This window comes from Halocola ammonii, from assembly GCF_049334165.1.
Lineage (GTDB): Bacteria > Bacteroidota > Bacteroidia > Flavobacteriales_D > Sanyastnellaceae > JBEGHD01.
The window spans coordinates 1-17,049 of the sequence record NZ_JBEGHD010000012.1; the positions used below are offsets into that span (position 1 = coordinate 1).

The following is a 17,049-nucleotide window of genomic DNA, read 5'->3' on the forward strand; positions in this document are numbered from 1 at the left end:
TTGATAGCCGAAAGAGTAGATCGCGAATTGATTACTCTGGAAAATGGAAACTATTCAGGAGAAATCAGGCAAACATCGAGCATTGTTTTGATTGACCTGAACACACTTGAGGAGACTAAAATAAACCTGGAGTGATTTCAGGCTAATTCAAATTAAAATTCATTTCACCTTTTTTCATCGCCTTGTATTTTTGCGATAGGTAAGCCATGAGCCTGCTAAAGGTTTCCATGGCTTTTTCGGTTTCCTGGGAGATATCGGCTTTTTTGAGTCGCAAAACCAACAAACCGTAAAGTGCAGTCAGGCAAGTTTCCACATCGTTGGAAGTAGATCCACCTGCCTTTTGAAGGTAGGCCGCCATGTTGGGTTGAGCTTCGCTAAATAGCTCAATGTATTTTTTGTCTTTGATAACGTTCAGCAGCGTGTTGTGCAGGTAGAACATCTCGCTGATGAGCTCGTTGATCTCGCTCAGGTTTCCCTTTTTCTCAATGCCCTCATCTTTCATGTCGGCCATGAGCTCCATAAACCAGCGTTTCTCTTTCTTGTAGTTTTCGTCAGACTCGGCATAAGATTGCACAAATCCCTCTACCATTTCTTTCTTGAAATTGGCAGCGCGCACAAGGTCCTGCATCTGCCAGATGAAGAGAATATATTCGGCTATGTTTTCTTTTTTCTTTTGCTCGGCTACAATCATTTCTTACTCCTTCGTAGGGTTTTTAGGTGCCGTTTCGGCTTCGTATTCGCGGTTTAGTCCTTCGAGTACTTCCTCAGTGATTTCGAGTGAATCGCTTGCCCAGAGCAATTGCCCGCCAGGCATGTAGCTCAAGATGATGTCGATATCGCGATCATCGCTGTAGCGGTCCAAAAAGTCGTTTACTTTTTCTGAAAACTGCATTTGCAATTCTCGTTGCACCTGACTGAGAGAGTTCGCTTCTTCAGTTCTGAGCCTTTCTATTTGTTGCTGCAACTCTGCCACTTCCGCTTCGGCATCAATGTATTCCTGTTCGGAAGTGAATCCGCCAGATTGCGCTTTTTGCATCAACTCGTTGTAACGGTTTTGAGCTTTGTTCATCTCGCGTTTTACGCGGGCATCACTCTGACGAGTTCGCTGAATAAGTTCGTCCTCTTTTTCTTTCAAATACTTGTAGTTGGCGTCAATCGAATCGGAGTTTACGTAAGCAATCACCAGGTCTTTTTGGTAGATCGAGGCGATGTCCAAAGTGTCTTTCAAAACCTCTTCAGGTTGATCTTCCTGCTCGGCAGTTTTTTCTACTTCGGGTTTGGTTTCTTCAGCCTCACCGGTAAACTCGCGGGCAAAAAGCACGGCCACGGCAATGAGCAGAACGATATTTAAAATCAGTGAAAGTGTACTCGATTTCATGAGTTGATATTTTTCTGGAATGTTTCGGCAAAGTCGGTGCGCATTTGCACAAACCGGCCGAGGATCGAATCTTTAAATTCCGGGGTAACTATTTTCTTTAACTCCTCAATGCCGGCCACTTCACCCGAGTTGATTTTATACACCTGTTCGAACTGCCCGATCTCAAATTTGATCAGGTACTTTTCGTTCCACTTAAACAGTGTGATTTTCATCAACTCGTCTGGGATATCGCCAACTACTCGCATCGCTAAAATTTTTTGCAAAGATACGGTTTGAAAGGGAATGCCAAGTCCTTAACTCAGCAAGATTAGAAAGAGAAAAAGAAAGCAGTGAACTATCTGGCAACAACGAGTTTCTGGACTTCCCGATGATCGTCATTTGAAACAGTCACGAAATAAATTCCTTCAGCGAAATTTTGTAGATAGACAGCAACGCTTTTGGCTGGAAGGCAGTCTTTCGCTTCGACCAGTTTTCCTGATAGATTTTTGATTTCGATGCGATTGAAAGAAAAGCCATCGCTCTTGATTTTCACACTTTCCGAGGCCGGATTTGGGAAAATTTGAATGTCTTTTTTGTTTGCACTGAAGTTGTTTGTGCTGAGACCGACTACTGCCGGATCGTATTTCACGAAGAGGAGCTCAACTGAGTTGTCGGAGGAGAATTCTTTAGCGATTCCCAAAAGAGCATGTTCATTTGCAAATACTCGATAGAGTCGATATGTATTTGAGCTTTCGTAAAAATGATCAGTCCACAGAATGTTAAGTGAAGTATCTATCGTGGCAAAAAACAACCCACTACCGACCTGCAGATTTCCATCGTGTTCGTCTTGCAACATTGATCCCAACCCCAAAACATTTGCGTGAAGGTTTAAAGTTTGGTAAACCGTACGAGCTTCAAATTCAGGCAGCTCGATAAATAAAGAATCAGCCACATTTCCCGATGCGTCAATCTTCCACAAATGATTGTCGAAAAGCAGATCCTCGTTTTCCGTGAATCGCATGGACTGAATGAATTGGTGATCGCCAGTGCTGATGCTGCTATTAAAGAACACAGAATTCCATGCCGGTACACCGATATCGTAAAATTGATTGAAATTATATTCATTAATAAATTGAAGGTCAGAATCTAAAATTGTCGTTTCATTCATCATCGAAATATGAATATTGCTGCCTATCAATTCTGATGCGAAGCCGGTTGTGAAAAATGGGTACTCCTCCCAATCTTGATCTACCCAGGTTGAACCAGTAATCTCTAAACTGTTGTTGGTTTTCATCAAATACACATCAGTGTTCGCAGGAGTGAGTCTGAGTCCTGCGTGGACTAAATCACCCGATTCTAATTGAAGAATTTTCCAATGCTCATAAAAGTCCTGATTGGAGAGTTCTGATTCTGTTAAGTCATGATTGATCAATTGTAAATCTTGTGAGACCGTAATTCGACACAAGTAGAGTTTCGTTTCTGTAGGTAGAGTCACGATTCCTAGAATGTGAAGCTCATCTTCCACTACCACGACCTTTGCGAGGTTGACGACCTGAGTGCCGAATAGTTCATGAAAATTAAATGTGGCACTTAACTGAGAAGACATCGTTTCCATGTCAATTTTCTCAATGGTCAATAGAGAGTCCATTTCATTGTGCAAAACAAAAGACTTATCGTTTATCAGAATAGCATCCAGGAACTGCCTTGATTGAAAATCTCCGTCAATTGGATAAGCTAGTTCTAGGTCTTGCCCAACGACTAATCTAGCGAATAATGAGATTAGGATAACTAGCGTGAGGTTTTTGAGGTTACAATTATTCATAGACCTTCAATCCAAGCTTGTATTCGAATTTATGCCCCATTGTATAAGTATTTATAGTCTCACCAGGAGGTGCTACAGGTGTGCAGTCACCTACGTAGTTTAGATAAGCCACAGCATTTCTGTTGATTCCAAGAGCTTGATTCTCAGCAATTCTCCAGGCTAAGTATTCTTGGACTTTTTCCATGTAAGTATTCATTCTATCACCAGTGACACATGCAAATAATTCAGACGGTTGAGAGTGCGGATACAAGTTGTTATAATAATAGACTCCTTCATTTTGCCATAAGTGATCGAGACAGCCCCAAGTTGCATAAGGAATTTCTACGCAGTTTTCATTTGGATACAATGTTGCAAAGTCCCAATGTGAAACCCAATAAAGAATAGTTACATTCTCAAAGTGGTATTCTTCTTCGCGCTGTAGAAGGGGGAAGTAATACTCATTCAACTCTGAATTAATAGCTTTCCAACTTCTTTTTGTAGCGGAAGAACACCCACCATTATATGGTTGATTATAGCAATTAGGAGCAGGGTTTTGAGCTTGCGGAATACCAATAGAATAATACTTTTCTTCAGGGTCAAACTCATTAAACGCATCTATCCAGTTCGTATTAATTGGAGCGGTGTCAACTGCCGCCAGCAAAGTCACTTCACCACTCCCTGTTGAGTTAATGTGCAAGTCGACAAGGTTGACGCCAAATCCGCTTGTCAATTTATTGTCAATGAATTGATTAACCTCAGACATGAGCTGAAATAAATCCGTCTCATGAATCATTTTAGTCCCGTTCTCATCAAAAGACGTCAGTGAGAAACTCTCGGTATACCTTGAAATATTTCGAGTGTCTAATGACTCTGGTTCACCTCTCAAAAAGTTTAATGATGCTTCTGAAAGAAACAGAGCTTCTTGTAAAGTATACGTTTCTGTAGAATTACGTTGGTTTGGGTTTTCAAATTTTTCTGCAGTTTCAGCAACCCACCTTTTAGAAGTTTCAGGGTCAATATTCAAGTATTGATCCTTTGAGAAGTCATAACTGTTCGATTTCTTGAATTCAGTTTCTTTTTCACAACTAGTGACTCCAAGAAAAGCAAGGAGCAATATTGAGTAAAATAGCTTAGAGTTGTTCATAGATATAGTTTTTTAGTTAGTTCGAATACAGCTCTAACTTAATAAAAATTCTTTCATTTAAATCGTGAAGCATTGAAATTTAACGTAATAAATGAGCGAAAGACTTTTCAAAAACCAACTTGTAGCGGAGCTCGCCTGGGTGATTGGCAGCGTGCCGCTGATGAACGGCCACGTTCCCAAACAGCGGTTTGACGTGCTGGACGAAACCTGGTTTCGCGAGCAGTACAACCTCCACATCGACTGGCTTCACGAGCTCGACAGCAACCCCGAGCCGCTTAAAGAAGCGTTGCAAACCGAACACAAACTTTTGCTCGGCAAACGCTTCGAGCGATTGGTGGAATTTTGGATTACCAACAGCTCGCAGTTTGAGTTGCTGCTGGCCAACCGACAGTTGACTTCTACTGCCGGCACTCACGGTGAAATCGACTACGTGATAAAAGAACTCGCAACGGGCCGATTGATGCACCTAGAAGTGGCTTGCAAGTTTTACCTGGGTTTCAACAATTCACCGCAGTGGAGTCATTGGATTGGTCCAAATGGAAAAGACAAACTCCGCTACAAAATGGACAAGCTCGATCGTCAGCTAGAGATTTTCAGTACCGAAGCCGGAAGGCAGGTGCTCGAAGAAAACAGATGGAAAAAGCCCGATCCGGTGCTGATGATGAAGGGCTACTTTTTTCATCATTTTAAAAACATGGCAAAGGCAAAATCGCCAAAGTATTCGACAAGTCGCTATCCGACAGGCTGGTTTGCTTTCGAGAAGGAAGTAGATCAGTTTTTCAAGGGAAATACGCTCTGGGTGGCGCTGCCGAAGAAAAGCTGGCTGGCTCTGTTTAATCGCTCGGTAGACGAAAGAGTAGAGACGTGGAATGCAACAGAAGTTAAAAAGAAAGTAAAGGGACTTTTGTCAGAATTTGGTCGATCAGTGATGCTGGTTCAGGTGGTGGAGCAAGGCGAAAGGCTGGTTGAAGTGAATCGTGGGTTTGTGGTGAGGAATAGTTGGCCGGAACGCTCCTGAAAATTCTTTTCAGTCGTGATGTAAATCTTCCTTCGGTCGATGGTGAAAAGTGGAGATAAGGTTGTTTGGTGTTGGCTCGTTTTTGCCATTGTTCCTTCTAGTGGATGAGTTGTGGTGTATCAAATTTCTGGAGACAAGCAGAGACAAAGTTGAAATAAAGTTGTGGAGTGGCTATCACCCGCGCAACTTTATATCTACCTTATCTAACCGAATGTAGTGAGGCTTTTCTCGCGACCGGTAGGGAGCATACCTCCCATTTCCCTATCCTTGCATCATGAAAAAATTCGGACTCATTGGCAAAAGTTTGTCTCATTCGTTTTCGCAGAAGTTTTTTACTGAGAAGTGGAAAAAAGAAGGGCTGACAGATCATGGTTACGAGCTTTACGAATTGGCTGAAATCGGTGAGTTTAAGTCGCTGATTGAGGAGAATGAGTTTTCTGGTCTCAACGTGACTATTCCCTACAAAGAGTCTGTGATTCCTTTTTTGGATGAACTGAGCGATGAAGCCGAAAAGATCGGAGCAGTTAATACGATTGATTTTCGCGATGGCAAAACGATCGGCCACAACACCGATGTCTACGGATTTCGTCAATCCATCAAACCATTTTTGGCAAATCACCACGAGCGGGCACTGGTGCTGGGCACGGGTGGTGCGGCAAAGGCCGTGGCCTACGGACTGCGTCAGCTCGGCATCGACAGCCTTTTTGTTTCGCGAACCCCCGAAGGCGAGCGCCAGGTGAGCTACAAAGATCTCAACGAGAACGCAGTAAAGCACTGGCCGTTGATCGTGAACGCGACACCGCTGGGTACTTTCCCGAAGGTGGAGGAGAAGCCGGAGATTCCCTACGAGTTTTTGACCGGTCGCAACTTGATCTTTGACTTGGTTTACAACCCGGAAGAGACTGCTTTCCTAAAAGCCGGGAAAGCCAAAGGAGCACTCACTTCCAACGGAATCAACATGCTACACCTCCAGGCCGAAAAAGCCTGGGAAATTTGGGGGGGTTGAGAAAGTAATTCTTTACAACTGAGCTTTATAAAACATACTGAAACAAGTTCAGCACAGGTTGAAGAGAATTAAGGAGTGAAGGGTCATTAAGGTCTTAATGTTTCAATGTTCCGTAGCTGCGCGCTATCTCCCTCTGGAGGGAGTACCCGCAGGGGGAGGGAGGACGAGGACGCATTAGTCACCTAGTCCCAAATCACCATCTAGATCCAAATTATCCATGTACTCCTGCAGCGCATCCTTATTGGTAAGGATCTCGATGTAGTCGATTGTGCGAAAACCGAGTCGCTGCCACACTTCCACTTTGAGGTCGCCCAGCAGATAGAGATGGACGTTATAGCTGCCAAAAAACCGCGAAACCACAAACTCACCGTTTTTGCGGAGAGCTTCGTACCGTTCCATTCTGGTAAGTAGGTTGAATTCTTTTGCGGTCATGAGCTTATACCAATCTTGCAGAATACAACAATAAAACATTAAAATTGATCTCTGAAAAGACAACCGAAATGGCAAGAACAGAGACCGTTTTTATGAACTGGAGTGGAGGCAAGGACTCCTCGCTGGCGCTTTACGAACTGCAGAAACGAGGTGCGAAAGTTTCCACTTTGCTCACCACCATCAGCATGCCTCAAAAGAGAATTACCATGCACGGAGTGGGCGAGGAGCTGCTCGACAGACAAGCCGAGGCCATTGGTGTGCCGTTGCAGAAAGTCTACCTGGATGCTGCAGACATGGAGAGCTACAATCGGGTGATGCAAAAAGCCATGGACAAGCGAATAGAGGCAGGCGACCGGAAAGCTGTTTTTGGAGATATTTTTCTCGAAGATCTCAGAAGGTATCGCGAGGAACAAATCCGCAAAGTTGGACTTGAAGCCGAATTTCCATTGTGGCACCGTGACACGGCTAAACTTGCCAGGGAATTTGTCGAAGTAGGATTTAAATCGATTTGCGTGTGTGTCGACCTTTCCGTTTTAGATGCTTCTTTTTGCGGTCGAGAGATGGACGCTTCATTCTTTGCCGATCTGCCAAAAGAAGTCGATCCGTGTGGAGAAAATGGCGAGTTCCATTCTTTCGTTTACGATGGCCCGATTTTCAACAAAGCTGTGAAAGTGGACAAAGGAGAGTTAATTGAAAAGTCCTACCCCGATCCAACTAATGAAGGAGGGGAGAAGCGGTTTTTATTTTGTGAGTTATTTTCAGCTTAAAGCTTTTTAATTAAACTCGTATATTTAACAAGCAAAATAGTATTGACATGGTCAACTTCAAAAAATATATTTCCATAGACCCAAGTGTAAGATTCGGAAAGCCATGTGTGACAGGTACTCGAATCTCTGTGTACGATGTTTTGAGTTGGTTGGCAAGTGGAATGACAATAGAAGAGATTAAGGCCGATTTCCCTGAGTTAAACGATGAGCAAATTCGCGCTTGCCTCGCTTATGCAGCCAATCGTGAGAACAAAATCAGAGTCGCTTAGTGAAATTGCTTTTTGACCAGAATATTTCTTTTCGAATCATTCCAAAAATCAAGGAGATTTTTCCCGAATCTATTCAAGTAAGAGAGGCTGGATTAGAAAATTCCACTGACATCCAGATCTGGGATTTTGCCAGAATAAAAGGTTATACCATTGTTACTTTTGATGCTGACTTCTATGAATTGGCCAATATAAAAGGGATCCCTCCCAAAATAATTTGGCTGAGAATGGGAAACACCTCTACAACTTCCATTTCTGAGAAATTAAGGTCCTTTCAAAATGTGATTGTGGATTTCGTTGTAGACGCTAAATTTGAAGAGGTCGCTTGTCTTGAAATTGATTAACTCAATCAGTCGATAAGAATGCTGGCGTAGCGGGCTACGGCCATATTGAATATACCGTAGGCCAAAAATCCCAATGCTACAATTCCTACCAGAATGGATCCATAGTCCATTTCAAGAAGCCAACGAAAGGCACCATCGAATCCCTTGAATTGATCTGCATTGTGATAACGGATTACTTCATAGAGAAAATAAGTTAGAATACAGAAAACTACAGCTCTGGCGAAGTAACCTGCATGGCCGAAATTTTTCACGGTGTGATAGACATGTTTGAAGTCGGGTTCGTCATTGAGCTTTTTCATGAACTTGCCGCTAATGCTCAACTTAAACTGAAACAAAGCTTGCAGTAGCACCAAAACAGCAATAGCTCCAACTAACCAGCGCCCCCAATCAGTAGCCAGGATTTCGGCTAACGCTGCTTTCTTTTTTGAACCTTCTCCTGAATCGGTGTCGAAGAATGTTTCTGCGAGTGGCTTGATGAAGTTGTAAGCGATGAAAGCGTAAACAAAGCTGGAATACAAATACCTCAGTCGAGTCGGGATTCGATTTTTGGAACCGTCACCGTTTGGATCCTCAATCACCTCGTAAATTCTCCAAAGACAGTAGCAGACAAGGCCAATGGCGACCAGTCCAACCAGGATCTTTCCCAGAGGAAGTGCCATCATGAAATGCACGACTCCTTTTTTACCCTCGATATCTCCACCAAGACCGAAGACGGCCATTGCGGTGAGTAAACCAATTAGAGAATAAACCAAACCTTTGGCGTAGTAGCCTGTTTGCCGCAAAACCTCGACCTTGTCTTTGTGGGTGTCTTTCATTTGTTTTCAGTTCGATAAGCATTAAAGAATGCTGTGCGACAAAAGTTCAGGCAGTGTCTTAGATCGACTTAAATTGCCTTTCATTGGAGCTGCTTATTAATGATTGTAACCCACTAGGAAATCGTATTTCCTAAAATTCACTACCTTCTTTTCCTAAAATTTATCAGCCTTGAATCTATCTCGTCTGCCTTTTGTCATCCTAAGCTTTTTCTTGTGCTCTTCTGTACTTGCACAACAAGACCAAAATCTTGTGCCGAATGGTCATTTCGAGGATTACTATATGTGTCCGGATGATATCTCGCAGATTGATCGATTAGCCCACTGGACGTCTTGGCGAGTTACCCCTGACTATTTCAATTCTTGCGACAGCACATCTTTTGTTGGCGTTCCTTTAAGTTCTGCAATGGGATATCAGAATGCACGAAGTGGAGAAGGTTATATCGGAATGACCGCAATTACTCAGAATAATTTAAGAGAAATAGCTGGAGTTGAATTAAACACAGCCTTGACACTAGGGCAAGATTACTATTTTGAAATGTTTGTCAGCAGAACTTTTGGAGGTCTTTACAACACTAATTGCAATTGCAGTGTAAATAAAATGGGAGCACAATTTTTTACTCAGTCGTTTGACTTTATGGAGAATCCTGTTCCAGTCAATAATTCGGCTCAGATAGTGGAAGAGTCGATAATATCCGACAGTACCTCCTGGGTGAAAATCTCCGGATGGTTCACGGCAGATGACAATTACACTCATTTAGGGATAGGTAATTTTTTCGACTTTGAGAATTGTAGTCTGGATTATCATGATTCCGAGAGTGGTGTTAGCTTTAACTCATACTATTTTATCGAGGATGTCTGCGTTGCCACTGATCCCGCAATTTGTGATCTATGGAATAAGGTATCCGAACCAGAGAATGAATCTTTACAGATAGAACGAATCGGTTCCGATCAGATTCGATTAAGAGGCTTGTCGGAGAGCAGTCAGCTCACCATTTTCGATCAGTCGGGTAGAGTGCTGGAGACAAGAACAGTTCTGCCCGAAGAACTGATTAACACAAACCATCTGGCAGCCGGGATCTACATTTTGTCCGTAGAGTCAGGGGAAAGCCTGGTCACTGGGCGATTTGTGAAGTATTAGAGAAAGTCGACTAATCCGAAATTTCTGATGAGCAGAAAAGGGGTTGTTGCACTTATGCTGCAAGTATAAGTAGAAGAGTGTAGCTAGATGACTATTTGGCTTCTCAAAATCTTTTACTAACTTAACCCTCAGTACAACACGAAAACCATGATTAAAAACCTACCCCCCCCCCCGCAAACTGAAAAACAGGTCACGCGGGTGTCTTATCGCTGAACATCCGACTTAGCCCTACTTAAGGGCGCATTTCAAACTTCACCTGTTGTGTTTTTGAAACCTAACACAGCACGCTTGCCACTCCGAAACAGTGGCGGCCTCTTCACAGCCTTAACGTGACAACTAACTAATATTTACAAATTAAAACACCTTGTCTTGTTTTATCGCTATTTCCTTTCCCTTGGACTTTGCTGCCTCATAGCTTCATTAAGTTTTGCTCAGCAAGACCAAAATCTGGTGCCCAATGGACACTTTGAAGATTACTACATGTGCCCGGATAATATTTCGCAGATAGAACGGCTAACTGCATGGAACTCTTGGAGAGTAACGCCTGACTATTTCAATGTTTGCGACTCTAGCAACTATATGGGGGTACCCATAAATGAAGTTAGTTTTCAAGATGCTCGGAGTGGATCGGGGTATGCAGGGTTGATTGGGTTAACTACGAATAACAACAGAGAGATTCTTGGTGTAGAATTAATAACCCCTCTTGAAGTAGGTGAAGAGTATTACGTTGAGTTTTACTGGAACAGGGCCTTCGGAGGTGGTTTTCATTACCAATGTGACTGTGCAAGCAATCGATTAGGAGTTCTATTCACAAACCACGAGTATGATTTCATAGATGAAGAAATGCCAGTAACAAACAATGCTCACCTTTATGAAACTGAATTAATGATTGATTCTGTTAATTGGGTGAAAGTATCTGGATGGGTAGAAGCAGATTCAACATATCAATATATGGCGATAGGAAACTTCTTTGATGCGGACTCATGTGAAACTGCCTATCTAAATGGCAATCCTGATATGGATTCTTTTAAGTCATATTACTTCATCGAGGATGTCTGCGTTGCCACTGATCCCGCAATTTGTGATCTATGGAATAAGGTATCGGAACCAGAGAATGAATCTTTACAGATAGAACGAATCGGTTCCGATCAGATTCGATTAAGAGGCTTGTCGGAGAGCAGTCAGCTCACCATCTTCGATCAGTCGGGTAGAGTGCTGGAGACCAGAACAGTTCTGCCCGAAGAACTGATTAACACAAACCATCTGGCAGCAGGTGTCTACATTTTATCGGTAGAGTCAGGAGAAAGCCTGGTCACCGGGCGATTTGTGAAGTATTAGGGACTTCAATCAAAAAACCCTGACAAGAATTCTCTCGCCAGGGTTTTATAGTTTCACTCATCTCGTCTTTTAGAAAGGATACTTGTTAGCATCGATGATTTTCGCTGCAACCACTCTGCGCGATTCTTTCACGTTGAACGGATCGATCTTCGTGAAGCGTTTCAGTCCCATCATCATCATTTTCATTTCATCGCCATCGGCAAAGGAGAAGAGCGCGTCTTTACCCGCTTTGTTGATGCGGTCGGCTGCATCGTAGATGAAAACTTTCATCATCTCGATTTGCTCTTTCACAGCGTCTTCGCCTTTTTGTCCAGCGAGCTTTTCAACCCTCAAAAGCAGCGACTCGGCAACATAAGTCTGAATGGCCATGTCGGCTACGTTCATCAAAATCTCCTGCTCTTTGGCCATCGTTTCAGAAAGCTTCTGAACTGCAGATCCGGCAACCATCAGCACCGTTTTCTTGAAGTTCTTCACATACTTTCTGTGTTGGTCGAAGATGTTGTCAGGTGCACCGCCCATCTCTGGAATCGAAGTCAACTCGTTGGCCACTTCCATGGCAGGTCCCATCAGGTCGATTCTTCCTTTGAGCGCACGCTTCAAAATCATGTCCACAGTGAGCATGCGGTTGATCTCGTTGGTTCCCTCGAAAATTCTGTTTACACGAGAATCGCGGTAAGCGCGTTCCACGCGAGTTTCGGCTGAGAAGCCCATTCCCCCGTGAATCTGAACGCCTTCGTCTACCACGTAGTCCAACACTTCCGAACCGAAGACTTTCAGCATAGCACACTCGGGAGCGTATTCCTCAATTCCCTTAAGCGTTGCCTCTTCCTTGCTCATGCCACCTTCCTGGAGTGATTTCATTAACCCATCGATGTCCTGTGTGGCGCGGTAAGTAGCAGACTCTAGCGCGTAGCTGCGAATGGCCTGCTCAGCGAGCTTGAAGCGAATGGCACCGTACTTCGCAATCGGACGGCCAAACTGGCTTCTCTCGTTGGCGTATTTCACCGAGTCGGTAGTGGTTCCTTTGGCTCCACCCAAAACACCTCCGGCCAGTTTAATTCGGCCGATGTTCAGGATGTTTACCGCGATTTTGAATCCTTTTCCGCGCTCGTAGAGTAGGTTTTCTGCAGGAACTTTCACATCGTTGAAAAACACCTGGCGAGTGGATGAACCCTTGATTCCCATTTTCTTTTCCTCGGGGTTGAGGCTGATGCCGCCCATGTCTTTTGTTACGATAAAGCAGCTCAGGTTTTCATCGTCTTCGATTTTTGCAAACACAGTGAACACATCGGCAAAACCACCGTTGGTGATCCACATTTTTTGTCCGTTCAGGATGTAGTGCTTGCCGTCATCGGTAGGCACGGCTTTGGTTTTTCCCGAGTTGGCATCCGAACCGGCACTTGGCTCCGTGAGGCAGTAGCAAGCTTTCCACTCACCAGTTGCCAACTTTGGAATGTATTTTTTCTTTTGCTCTTCGTTTCCGTAGTAGAGGATGGGCAGAGTCCCGATTCCTGTGTGCGCTCCATAAGAAACGCTAAAAGAATAGGCCTGACCAAGTGCCTCGGTGCAGAGCATCGAAGTGACAAAGTCCATTCCCATCCCACCGTATTCATCCGGAACGGAAATTCCGAGCATGCCCAGTTCACCTGCTTTGTCGAGCAAGCTGGGCATAAATCCTTCTTCCATGCTGTCCATGCGGTCGAGGTTGGGAGTGATGTTTTGCTCCACAAAATCTTCGCATGTCTGCATCATCATCTGTTGTTCTTCATTCTTTTCTTCAGGAATGAAAATGCTCTCGGCATCTATGTCGCGGATGAGAAACTCACCGCCACTGAGAGTCTTCTTTTTATCTTTTGTCTCGCTCATTTTTATCGTTTTTGCGACTGAACCCAAAGCTCAGCCTGGTGAATCTTTTTTATTTTTCTAAAAGACGATTACATCAGTTCAATCACGCCTGCTGCACCTTGTCCCGTACCAACACACATGGTCACCACACCGCGCTTCTGGCCGCGTTTTTTCATCTCATCAATCAACTGAACCGTGAGTTTCGCACCAGTGCATCCCAGTGGGTGACCGAGTGCAATGGCTCCTCCGTTTACGTTAACCAAGTTCGGATCGAGGCCAAGTTCGCGGATTACTGCCAGCGACTGACTGGCAAAAGCTTCGTTGAGCTCAACAAGCTCGATATCGTTCATTTTTAGTCCGGCTTTTTCCACAGCTTTTGGCACTGCGTAAACCGGTCCAACTCCCATGATTCGCGGCTCGAGGCCAGAAACGTGGTAACTCTTGATTTGAGCAATCGGCTCAACGTTCAGTTTCTTCAGCATCTCTTCGGAAACTACCATCACAAAAGCAGCTCCGTCTGAAGTCTGGCTGGCGTTTCCAGCAGTTACCGTCCCTTTGGCGTCAAACACAGGGCGCAGTTTTCCGAGCTTTTCGATTGACGTGTCTGGGCGCGGACCTTCATCGGTGTCTACCGTGTAGTTTTTCACCTGGCGCTTTTCGTTTTCATCGAGGTAAACTTCTTCGATGTCGATCGGCACAATCTGGTCTTTAAACTTTCCTTCCTTGATAGCCTTCGCAGCTCTCAGGTTAGATTGCAGTGCAAACTCGTCCTGATCTTCGCGAGAAACGTTGAAGTCTTTGGCAACAGCCTCTGCAGTGAGTCCCATTCCCCAATACCAGTCGGGGTGCTTTTGGGCAACCTTCGCGTTCGGCACAATTCGCCATCCGCCAAAAGGAATGGGCGACATGGTTTCAATTCCACCGGCAATGATGCATTGGTTCATGCCCGCGTGAATTTTAGCCGAGGCAATGGCAATGGTTTCGAGGCCTGAGGAGCAGTAACGATTCACTGTCATTCCCGGCACTTTTTCCGTGTCGAGCCCCATGAGTGAAACCATGCGGCCGAGATTGAGACCTTGCTCGGCTTCGGGAGTGGCATTACCCACAATCACGTCATCGACCATGTCTGGCTCGAGTCCGTCAAAATCTTTCATCAAATGTTTGATCACATCTGCACCGAGGTCGTCTGGTCGCTTAAAGCGAAACATTCCTCGAGGTGCTTTTCCTACTGCGGTTCTGTATCCGCCAATTATATATGCGTTCATCTTTTACTGTCTTTTTTGGGTGATTAATTGCGCAACACTTTTCCTTTTTGAACCATGCTCTGCAGTCGCTCTAGCGTTTTCTTCTGCATGCAGAGCTCGAGGAAAGCTTTCCTTTCGAGGTCGAGCAGGTAGCGTTCAGAAACCTGTTGTCTTTCGGAGAGGTCGCCTCCGCACATCACTTCTCCGAGCTTTTCGGAAATCAGTTTGTCGTGCTCCGAGATGTAGTTTCCGGAGAACATGCTGTTGGCTCCAACGTACACAATGCCGAGTCCTTCCTGGCCCATCACTGTGATGTCGGTGCGCTCTGCCGGCATGGAGTAGCCTTTGTTGGCGAGCTGCAGGCAGGCATTTTTGGCGTAAGCCACCTGATGCGCTCTGCTCACGATCACTTCGTCTTTTCCTTCTTGCAAGTAACCGAGCTCGAAAGCTTCGTGGGCGCTGGTGCTCACTTTGGCCTGTCCGATGGTCAGGAACCTGTTTCGAAGTTGGTTCACGCGAATGTCTCCGTCTTTGAGTTCATCGCTGAGGCGGGTAACAAACTCTTTGGTTCCGCCACCTCCGGGAATTACTCCCACACCAAACTCCACGAGTCCCATGTAAGTTTCTGCGTGAGCAATCACCTTGTCGGCATGCATGCAAAGTTCGCAACCACCACCGAGTGCCATCTGGTGTGGCGCTGCCACAACCGGAATGGCCGAGTAGCGCATGCGCATCATCGTGTTTTGGAAAGTGCGGATAGCCAGTTCGAGCTCGTCAAATTCCTGCTCCACGGCCATCATGAAAATCATTCCCACATTGGCACCTGCCGAGAAGTTGTTTCCCTCGTTGGAAACCACCAATCCTTTATAGTCAGCTTCTGCCATGTCGATCGCCTTGTTGAGGCCTTCGATTACTTCGCCACCGATGGTGTTCATTTTAGTGTGGAACTCGATGTTGAGAATTCCATCTCCAAGATCTTTAATGGTTGTACCGGAATTGCTCCAGAGTACTTTCTCATCCGGGATGTTGGCGAGAACAACCTGGTCTTCCTGTCCGGGAATCACCTTGTAGCTTTTCGATTCGATATCCCAGAATTTCTTCGTGCCGTTTTCTAGCTTGTAGAAAGTTTCGGCTCCGCTGTCGAGCATGTCGTAAACCCACTGAGCGGGCTTTTGGCCATCGGCTTCCATTTTTTCGAGAGCGGCTTTTACGCCCACTGCGTCCCAGTTTTGGAAAGGACCGAGTTTCCAACCGAATCCGGCACGCATACCGTCATCGATCTTGTAGAGCTCATCTGAAATTTCAGGGATACGGTTCGAAACGTATTGGAAAAGTCCGTTGAACGATTTGCGGTAAAATTCTCCGGCTTTGTCCTGGCCGTTGTAGAGCATTTTTACGCGCTTGTGCAAATCGTCAACTCCTTTTGTAGTCTGAAGAGTAGGGAAGTTGGTTTTCTCCTTTTCAGAGTATTCGAGCGTATCGAGATCGAGGCTCAAAATCACACTCTTGCCCTGGTCGTCTTTAATCTTTTTGTAAAAACCCTGACCGGATTTACTTCCCAGCCAGCCGTTGTCCACCATCTTTTGGACGTAGTCGGGAATTTCGAAAACATCCTGACGCTCGTCATCGGGACAGTTTTCGCGAACTCCGTTGGCCACATGCACGAGCGTGTCGAGTCCAACAACATCGCACGTTCTGAAAGTTGCCGATTTTGGGCGCCCTAGCACGGGGCCGGTGAGTTTGTCGACATCCTCCACTGACAATCCCATGTCTTTCACCATGTGGAAAAGCGACTGAATGGAATAAACTCCAATTCTGTTGGCGATAAATGCCGGAGTATCTTTACAGGGTACGGTCGTTTTTCCGAGATACTTGCTACCGTACTCCATCAAGAAATCGATCACTTCAGGATCGGTGGTAGGAGCCGGGATGATCTCCAACAGCTCGAGGTAGCGAGGTGGATTGAAGAAGTGCGTTCCGCAGAAATGTTTTTGGAAATCTTCGCTTCTTCCTTCAGTCATCAACTTGATAGGGATTCCCGAAGTGTTGGTAGTGATTAGCGTTCCTTCCTTGCGGTGCTTTTCAACGTTTTCGAAAACCTTTTGCTTGATGTCCAGGCGCTCAACAACCACTTCGATGGTCCAGTCGCAATCGGCAATGCCGGCCATGTCATCATCGAAGTTTCCGGTGGTGATGCGGTCGGCAAAAGATTTTTTATAAATGGGTGAAGGGTTCGATTTGATAGCCGATTGGAGCGACTCGTTGACGATGCGGTTTCGAACGTCTTTGTCTTCGAGCGATTTTCCTGCTGCTTTTTCCTTTTCGTTGAGTTCGCGAGGAACGATGTCGAGCAAAAGTACCTCGAGGCCGATATTGGCAAAATGGCACGCAATGCGCGATCCCATTACTCCCGAACCGAGGACAGCCACTTTGTTGATTTGTCTCTTCATATTTGGATTTTATTTTTTGCCCCAGACTTGTCAAAAGTCATTTGGGTGGATTGCTAAATTTATATTGTTAACCGTTTGATTTCT

Annotated in this window: 17 protein-coding genes; 7 read left to right on the forward strand and 10 right to left on the reverse strand. The window is 45.1% G+C overall.

The window, feature by feature from the left end; translation table 11 throughout:
- Nucleotides 1-142 precede the first annotated feature (142 nt).
- The 5 genes from ABHV44_RS12295 to ABHV44_RS12315 all read right to left on the reverse strand — a co-directional run bounded on the left by ABHV44_RS12295 (nt 143) and on the right by ABHV44_RS12315 (nt 4,302).
- Nucleotides 143-691, reverse strand: a complete 549-nt coding sequence (locus ABHV44_RS12295; RefSeq protein WP_459074996.1) for a DUF4924 family protein — start codon at nt 689-691, stop codon at nt 143-145.
- 3 nt (nt 692-694) lie between these two features.
- On the reverse strand, nt 695-1,378 hold the full coding sequence (locus ABHV44_RS12300; protein WP_459074997.1) for an OmpH/Skp family outer membrane protein: 684 nt from the start codon (nt 1,376-1,378) through the stop codon (nt 695-697).
- Nucleotides 1,375-1,641, reverse strand: a complete 267-nt coding sequence (locus tag ABHV44_RS12305) for a hypothetical protein (protein ID WP_459074998.1) — start codon at nt 1,639-1,641, stop codon at nt 1,375-1,377. Before ABHV44_RS12305 ends, ABHV44_RS12300 begins: the two co-directional genes overlap by 4 nt.
- A 71-nt stretch (nt 1,642-1,712) precedes the next feature.
- Nucleotides 1,713-3,179: a T9SS type A sorting domain-containing protein gene (locus tag ABHV44_RS12310; RefSeq protein WP_459074999.1), complete on the reverse strand. Its 1,467-nt coding sequence runs from the start codon at nt 3,177-3,179 to the stop codon at nt 1,713-1,715.
- Nucleotides 3,172-4,302, reverse strand: a complete 1,131-nt coding sequence (locus ABHV44_RS12315) for a hypothetical protein (protein ID WP_459075000.1) — start codon at nt 4,300-4,302, stop codon at nt 3,172-3,174. Before ABHV44_RS12315 ends, ABHV44_RS12310 begins: the two co-directional genes overlap by 8 nt.
- A gap of 91 nt (nt 4,303-4,393) precedes the next feature.
- Between ABHV44_RS12315 and ABHV44_RS12320 the strand changes: the two genes are divergently transcribed.
- Nucleotides 4,394-5,320, forward strand: coding sequence for a DUF1853 family protein (locus ABHV44_RS12320; protein ID WP_459075001.1), 927 nt, complete (start codon nt 4,394-4,396; stop codon nt 5,318-5,320).
- Between the two features lie 274 nt (nt 5,321-5,594).
- Nucleotides 5,595-6,326 carry a shikimate dehydrogenase family protein gene (locus tag ABHV44_RS12325; RefSeq protein WP_459075002.1) on the forward strand — a complete coding sequence of 244 codons (732 nt, stop codon included), beginning with the start codon at nt 5,595-5,597 and terminating at the stop codon, nt 6,324-6,326.
- A gap of 174 nt (nt 6,327-6,500) precedes the next feature.
- Here the strand turns inward: ABHV44_RS12325 and ABHV44_RS12330 are convergent, their stop codons facing one another.
- Entirely contained in the window at nt 6,501-6,758 is a 258-nt protein-coding gene (locus ABHV44_RS12330; protein WP_459075003.1) for a hypothetical protein, read from the reverse strand.
- A 68-nt stretch (nt 6,759-6,826) separates the two neighbouring features.
- Here ABHV44_RS12330 and ABHV44_RS12335 point away from each other — a divergent pair, with 68 nt between their 5' ends.
- The 3 genes from ABHV44_RS12335 to ABHV44_RS12345 are packed head-to-tail and all read left to right on the forward strand — an operon-like array spanning nt 6,827 to nt 8,135.
- Nucleotides 6,827-7,525, forward strand: a complete 699-nt coding sequence (locus ABHV44_RS12335; protein WP_459075004.1) for a Dph6-related ATP pyrophosphatase — start codon at nt 6,827-6,829, stop codon at nt 7,523-7,525.
- A gap of 47 nt (nt 7,526-7,572) precedes the next feature.
- The gene (locus tag ABHV44_RS12340) at nt 7,573-7,794 is read left to right on the forward strand and encodes a DUF433 domain-containing protein (RefSeq protein WP_459075005.1); all 222 of its coding nucleotides are present in this window, start codon (nt 7,573-7,575) and stop codon (nt 7,792-7,794) included.
- Complete coding sequence (locus ABHV44_RS12345; RefSeq protein ID WP_459075006.1) at nt 7,794-8,135, forward strand: DUF5615 family PIN-like protein; 342 nt, start codon at nt 7,794-7,796, stop codon at nt 8,133-8,135. Before ABHV44_RS12340 ends, ABHV44_RS12345 begins: the two co-directional genes overlap by 1 nt.
- Before the next feature lie 5 nt (nt 8,136-8,140).
- Here ABHV44_RS12345 and ABHV44_RS12350 read toward each other — a convergent pair whose 3' ends face one another.
- On the reverse strand, nt 8,141-8,950 hold the full coding sequence (locus ABHV44_RS12350) for a DUF1206 domain-containing protein (protein ID WP_459075007.1): 810 nt from the start codon (nt 8,948-8,950) through the stop codon (nt 8,141-8,143).
- Between the two features lie 169 nt (nt 8,951-9,119).
- Between ABHV44_RS12350 and ABHV44_RS12355 the strand changes: the two genes are divergently transcribed.
- A complete protein-coding gene (locus ABHV44_RS12355; RefSeq protein WP_459075008.1) occupies nt 9,120-10,088 on the forward strand; it encodes a T9SS type A sorting domain-containing protein in 969 nt (322 codons plus the stop codon).
- Nucleotides 10,089-10,457: 369 nt separating this feature from the next.
- A complete protein-coding gene (locus ABHV44_RS12360) occupies nt 10,458-11,426 on the forward strand; it encodes a T9SS type A sorting domain-containing protein (RefSeq protein ID WP_459075009.1) in 969 nt (322 codons plus the stop codon).
- A gap of 69 nt (nt 11,427-11,495) precedes the next feature.
- On the opposite strand, the gene ABHV44_RS12365 is transcribed toward ABHV44_RS12360, so the two are convergent.
- The 3 genes from ABHV44_RS12365 to ABHV44_RS12375 form a co-directional block, all read right to left on the reverse strand.
- Nucleotides 11,496-13,292: an acyl-CoA dehydrogenase family protein gene (locus tag ABHV44_RS12365; RefSeq protein WP_459075010.1), complete on the reverse strand. Its 1,797-nt coding sequence runs from the start codon at nt 13,290-13,292 to the stop codon at nt 11,496-11,498.
- A 68-nt stretch (nt 13,293-13,360) separates the two neighbouring features.
- The gene (locus ABHV44_RS12370; RefSeq protein WP_459075011.1) at nt 13,361-14,536 is read right to left on the reverse strand and encodes a thiolase family protein; all 1,176 of its coding nucleotides are present in this window, start codon (nt 14,534-14,536) and stop codon (nt 13,361-13,363) included.
- Between the two features lie 23 nt (nt 14,537-14,559).
- Nucleotides 14,560-16,965 carry a 3-hydroxyacyl-CoA dehydrogenase/enoyl-CoA hydratase family protein gene (locus ABHV44_RS12375; RefSeq protein WP_459075012.1) on the reverse strand — a complete coding sequence of 802 codons (2,406 nt, stop codon included), beginning with the start codon at nt 16,963-16,965 and terminating at the stop codon, nt 14,560-14,562.
- Nucleotides 16,966-17,049: the final 84 nt, after the last annotated feature.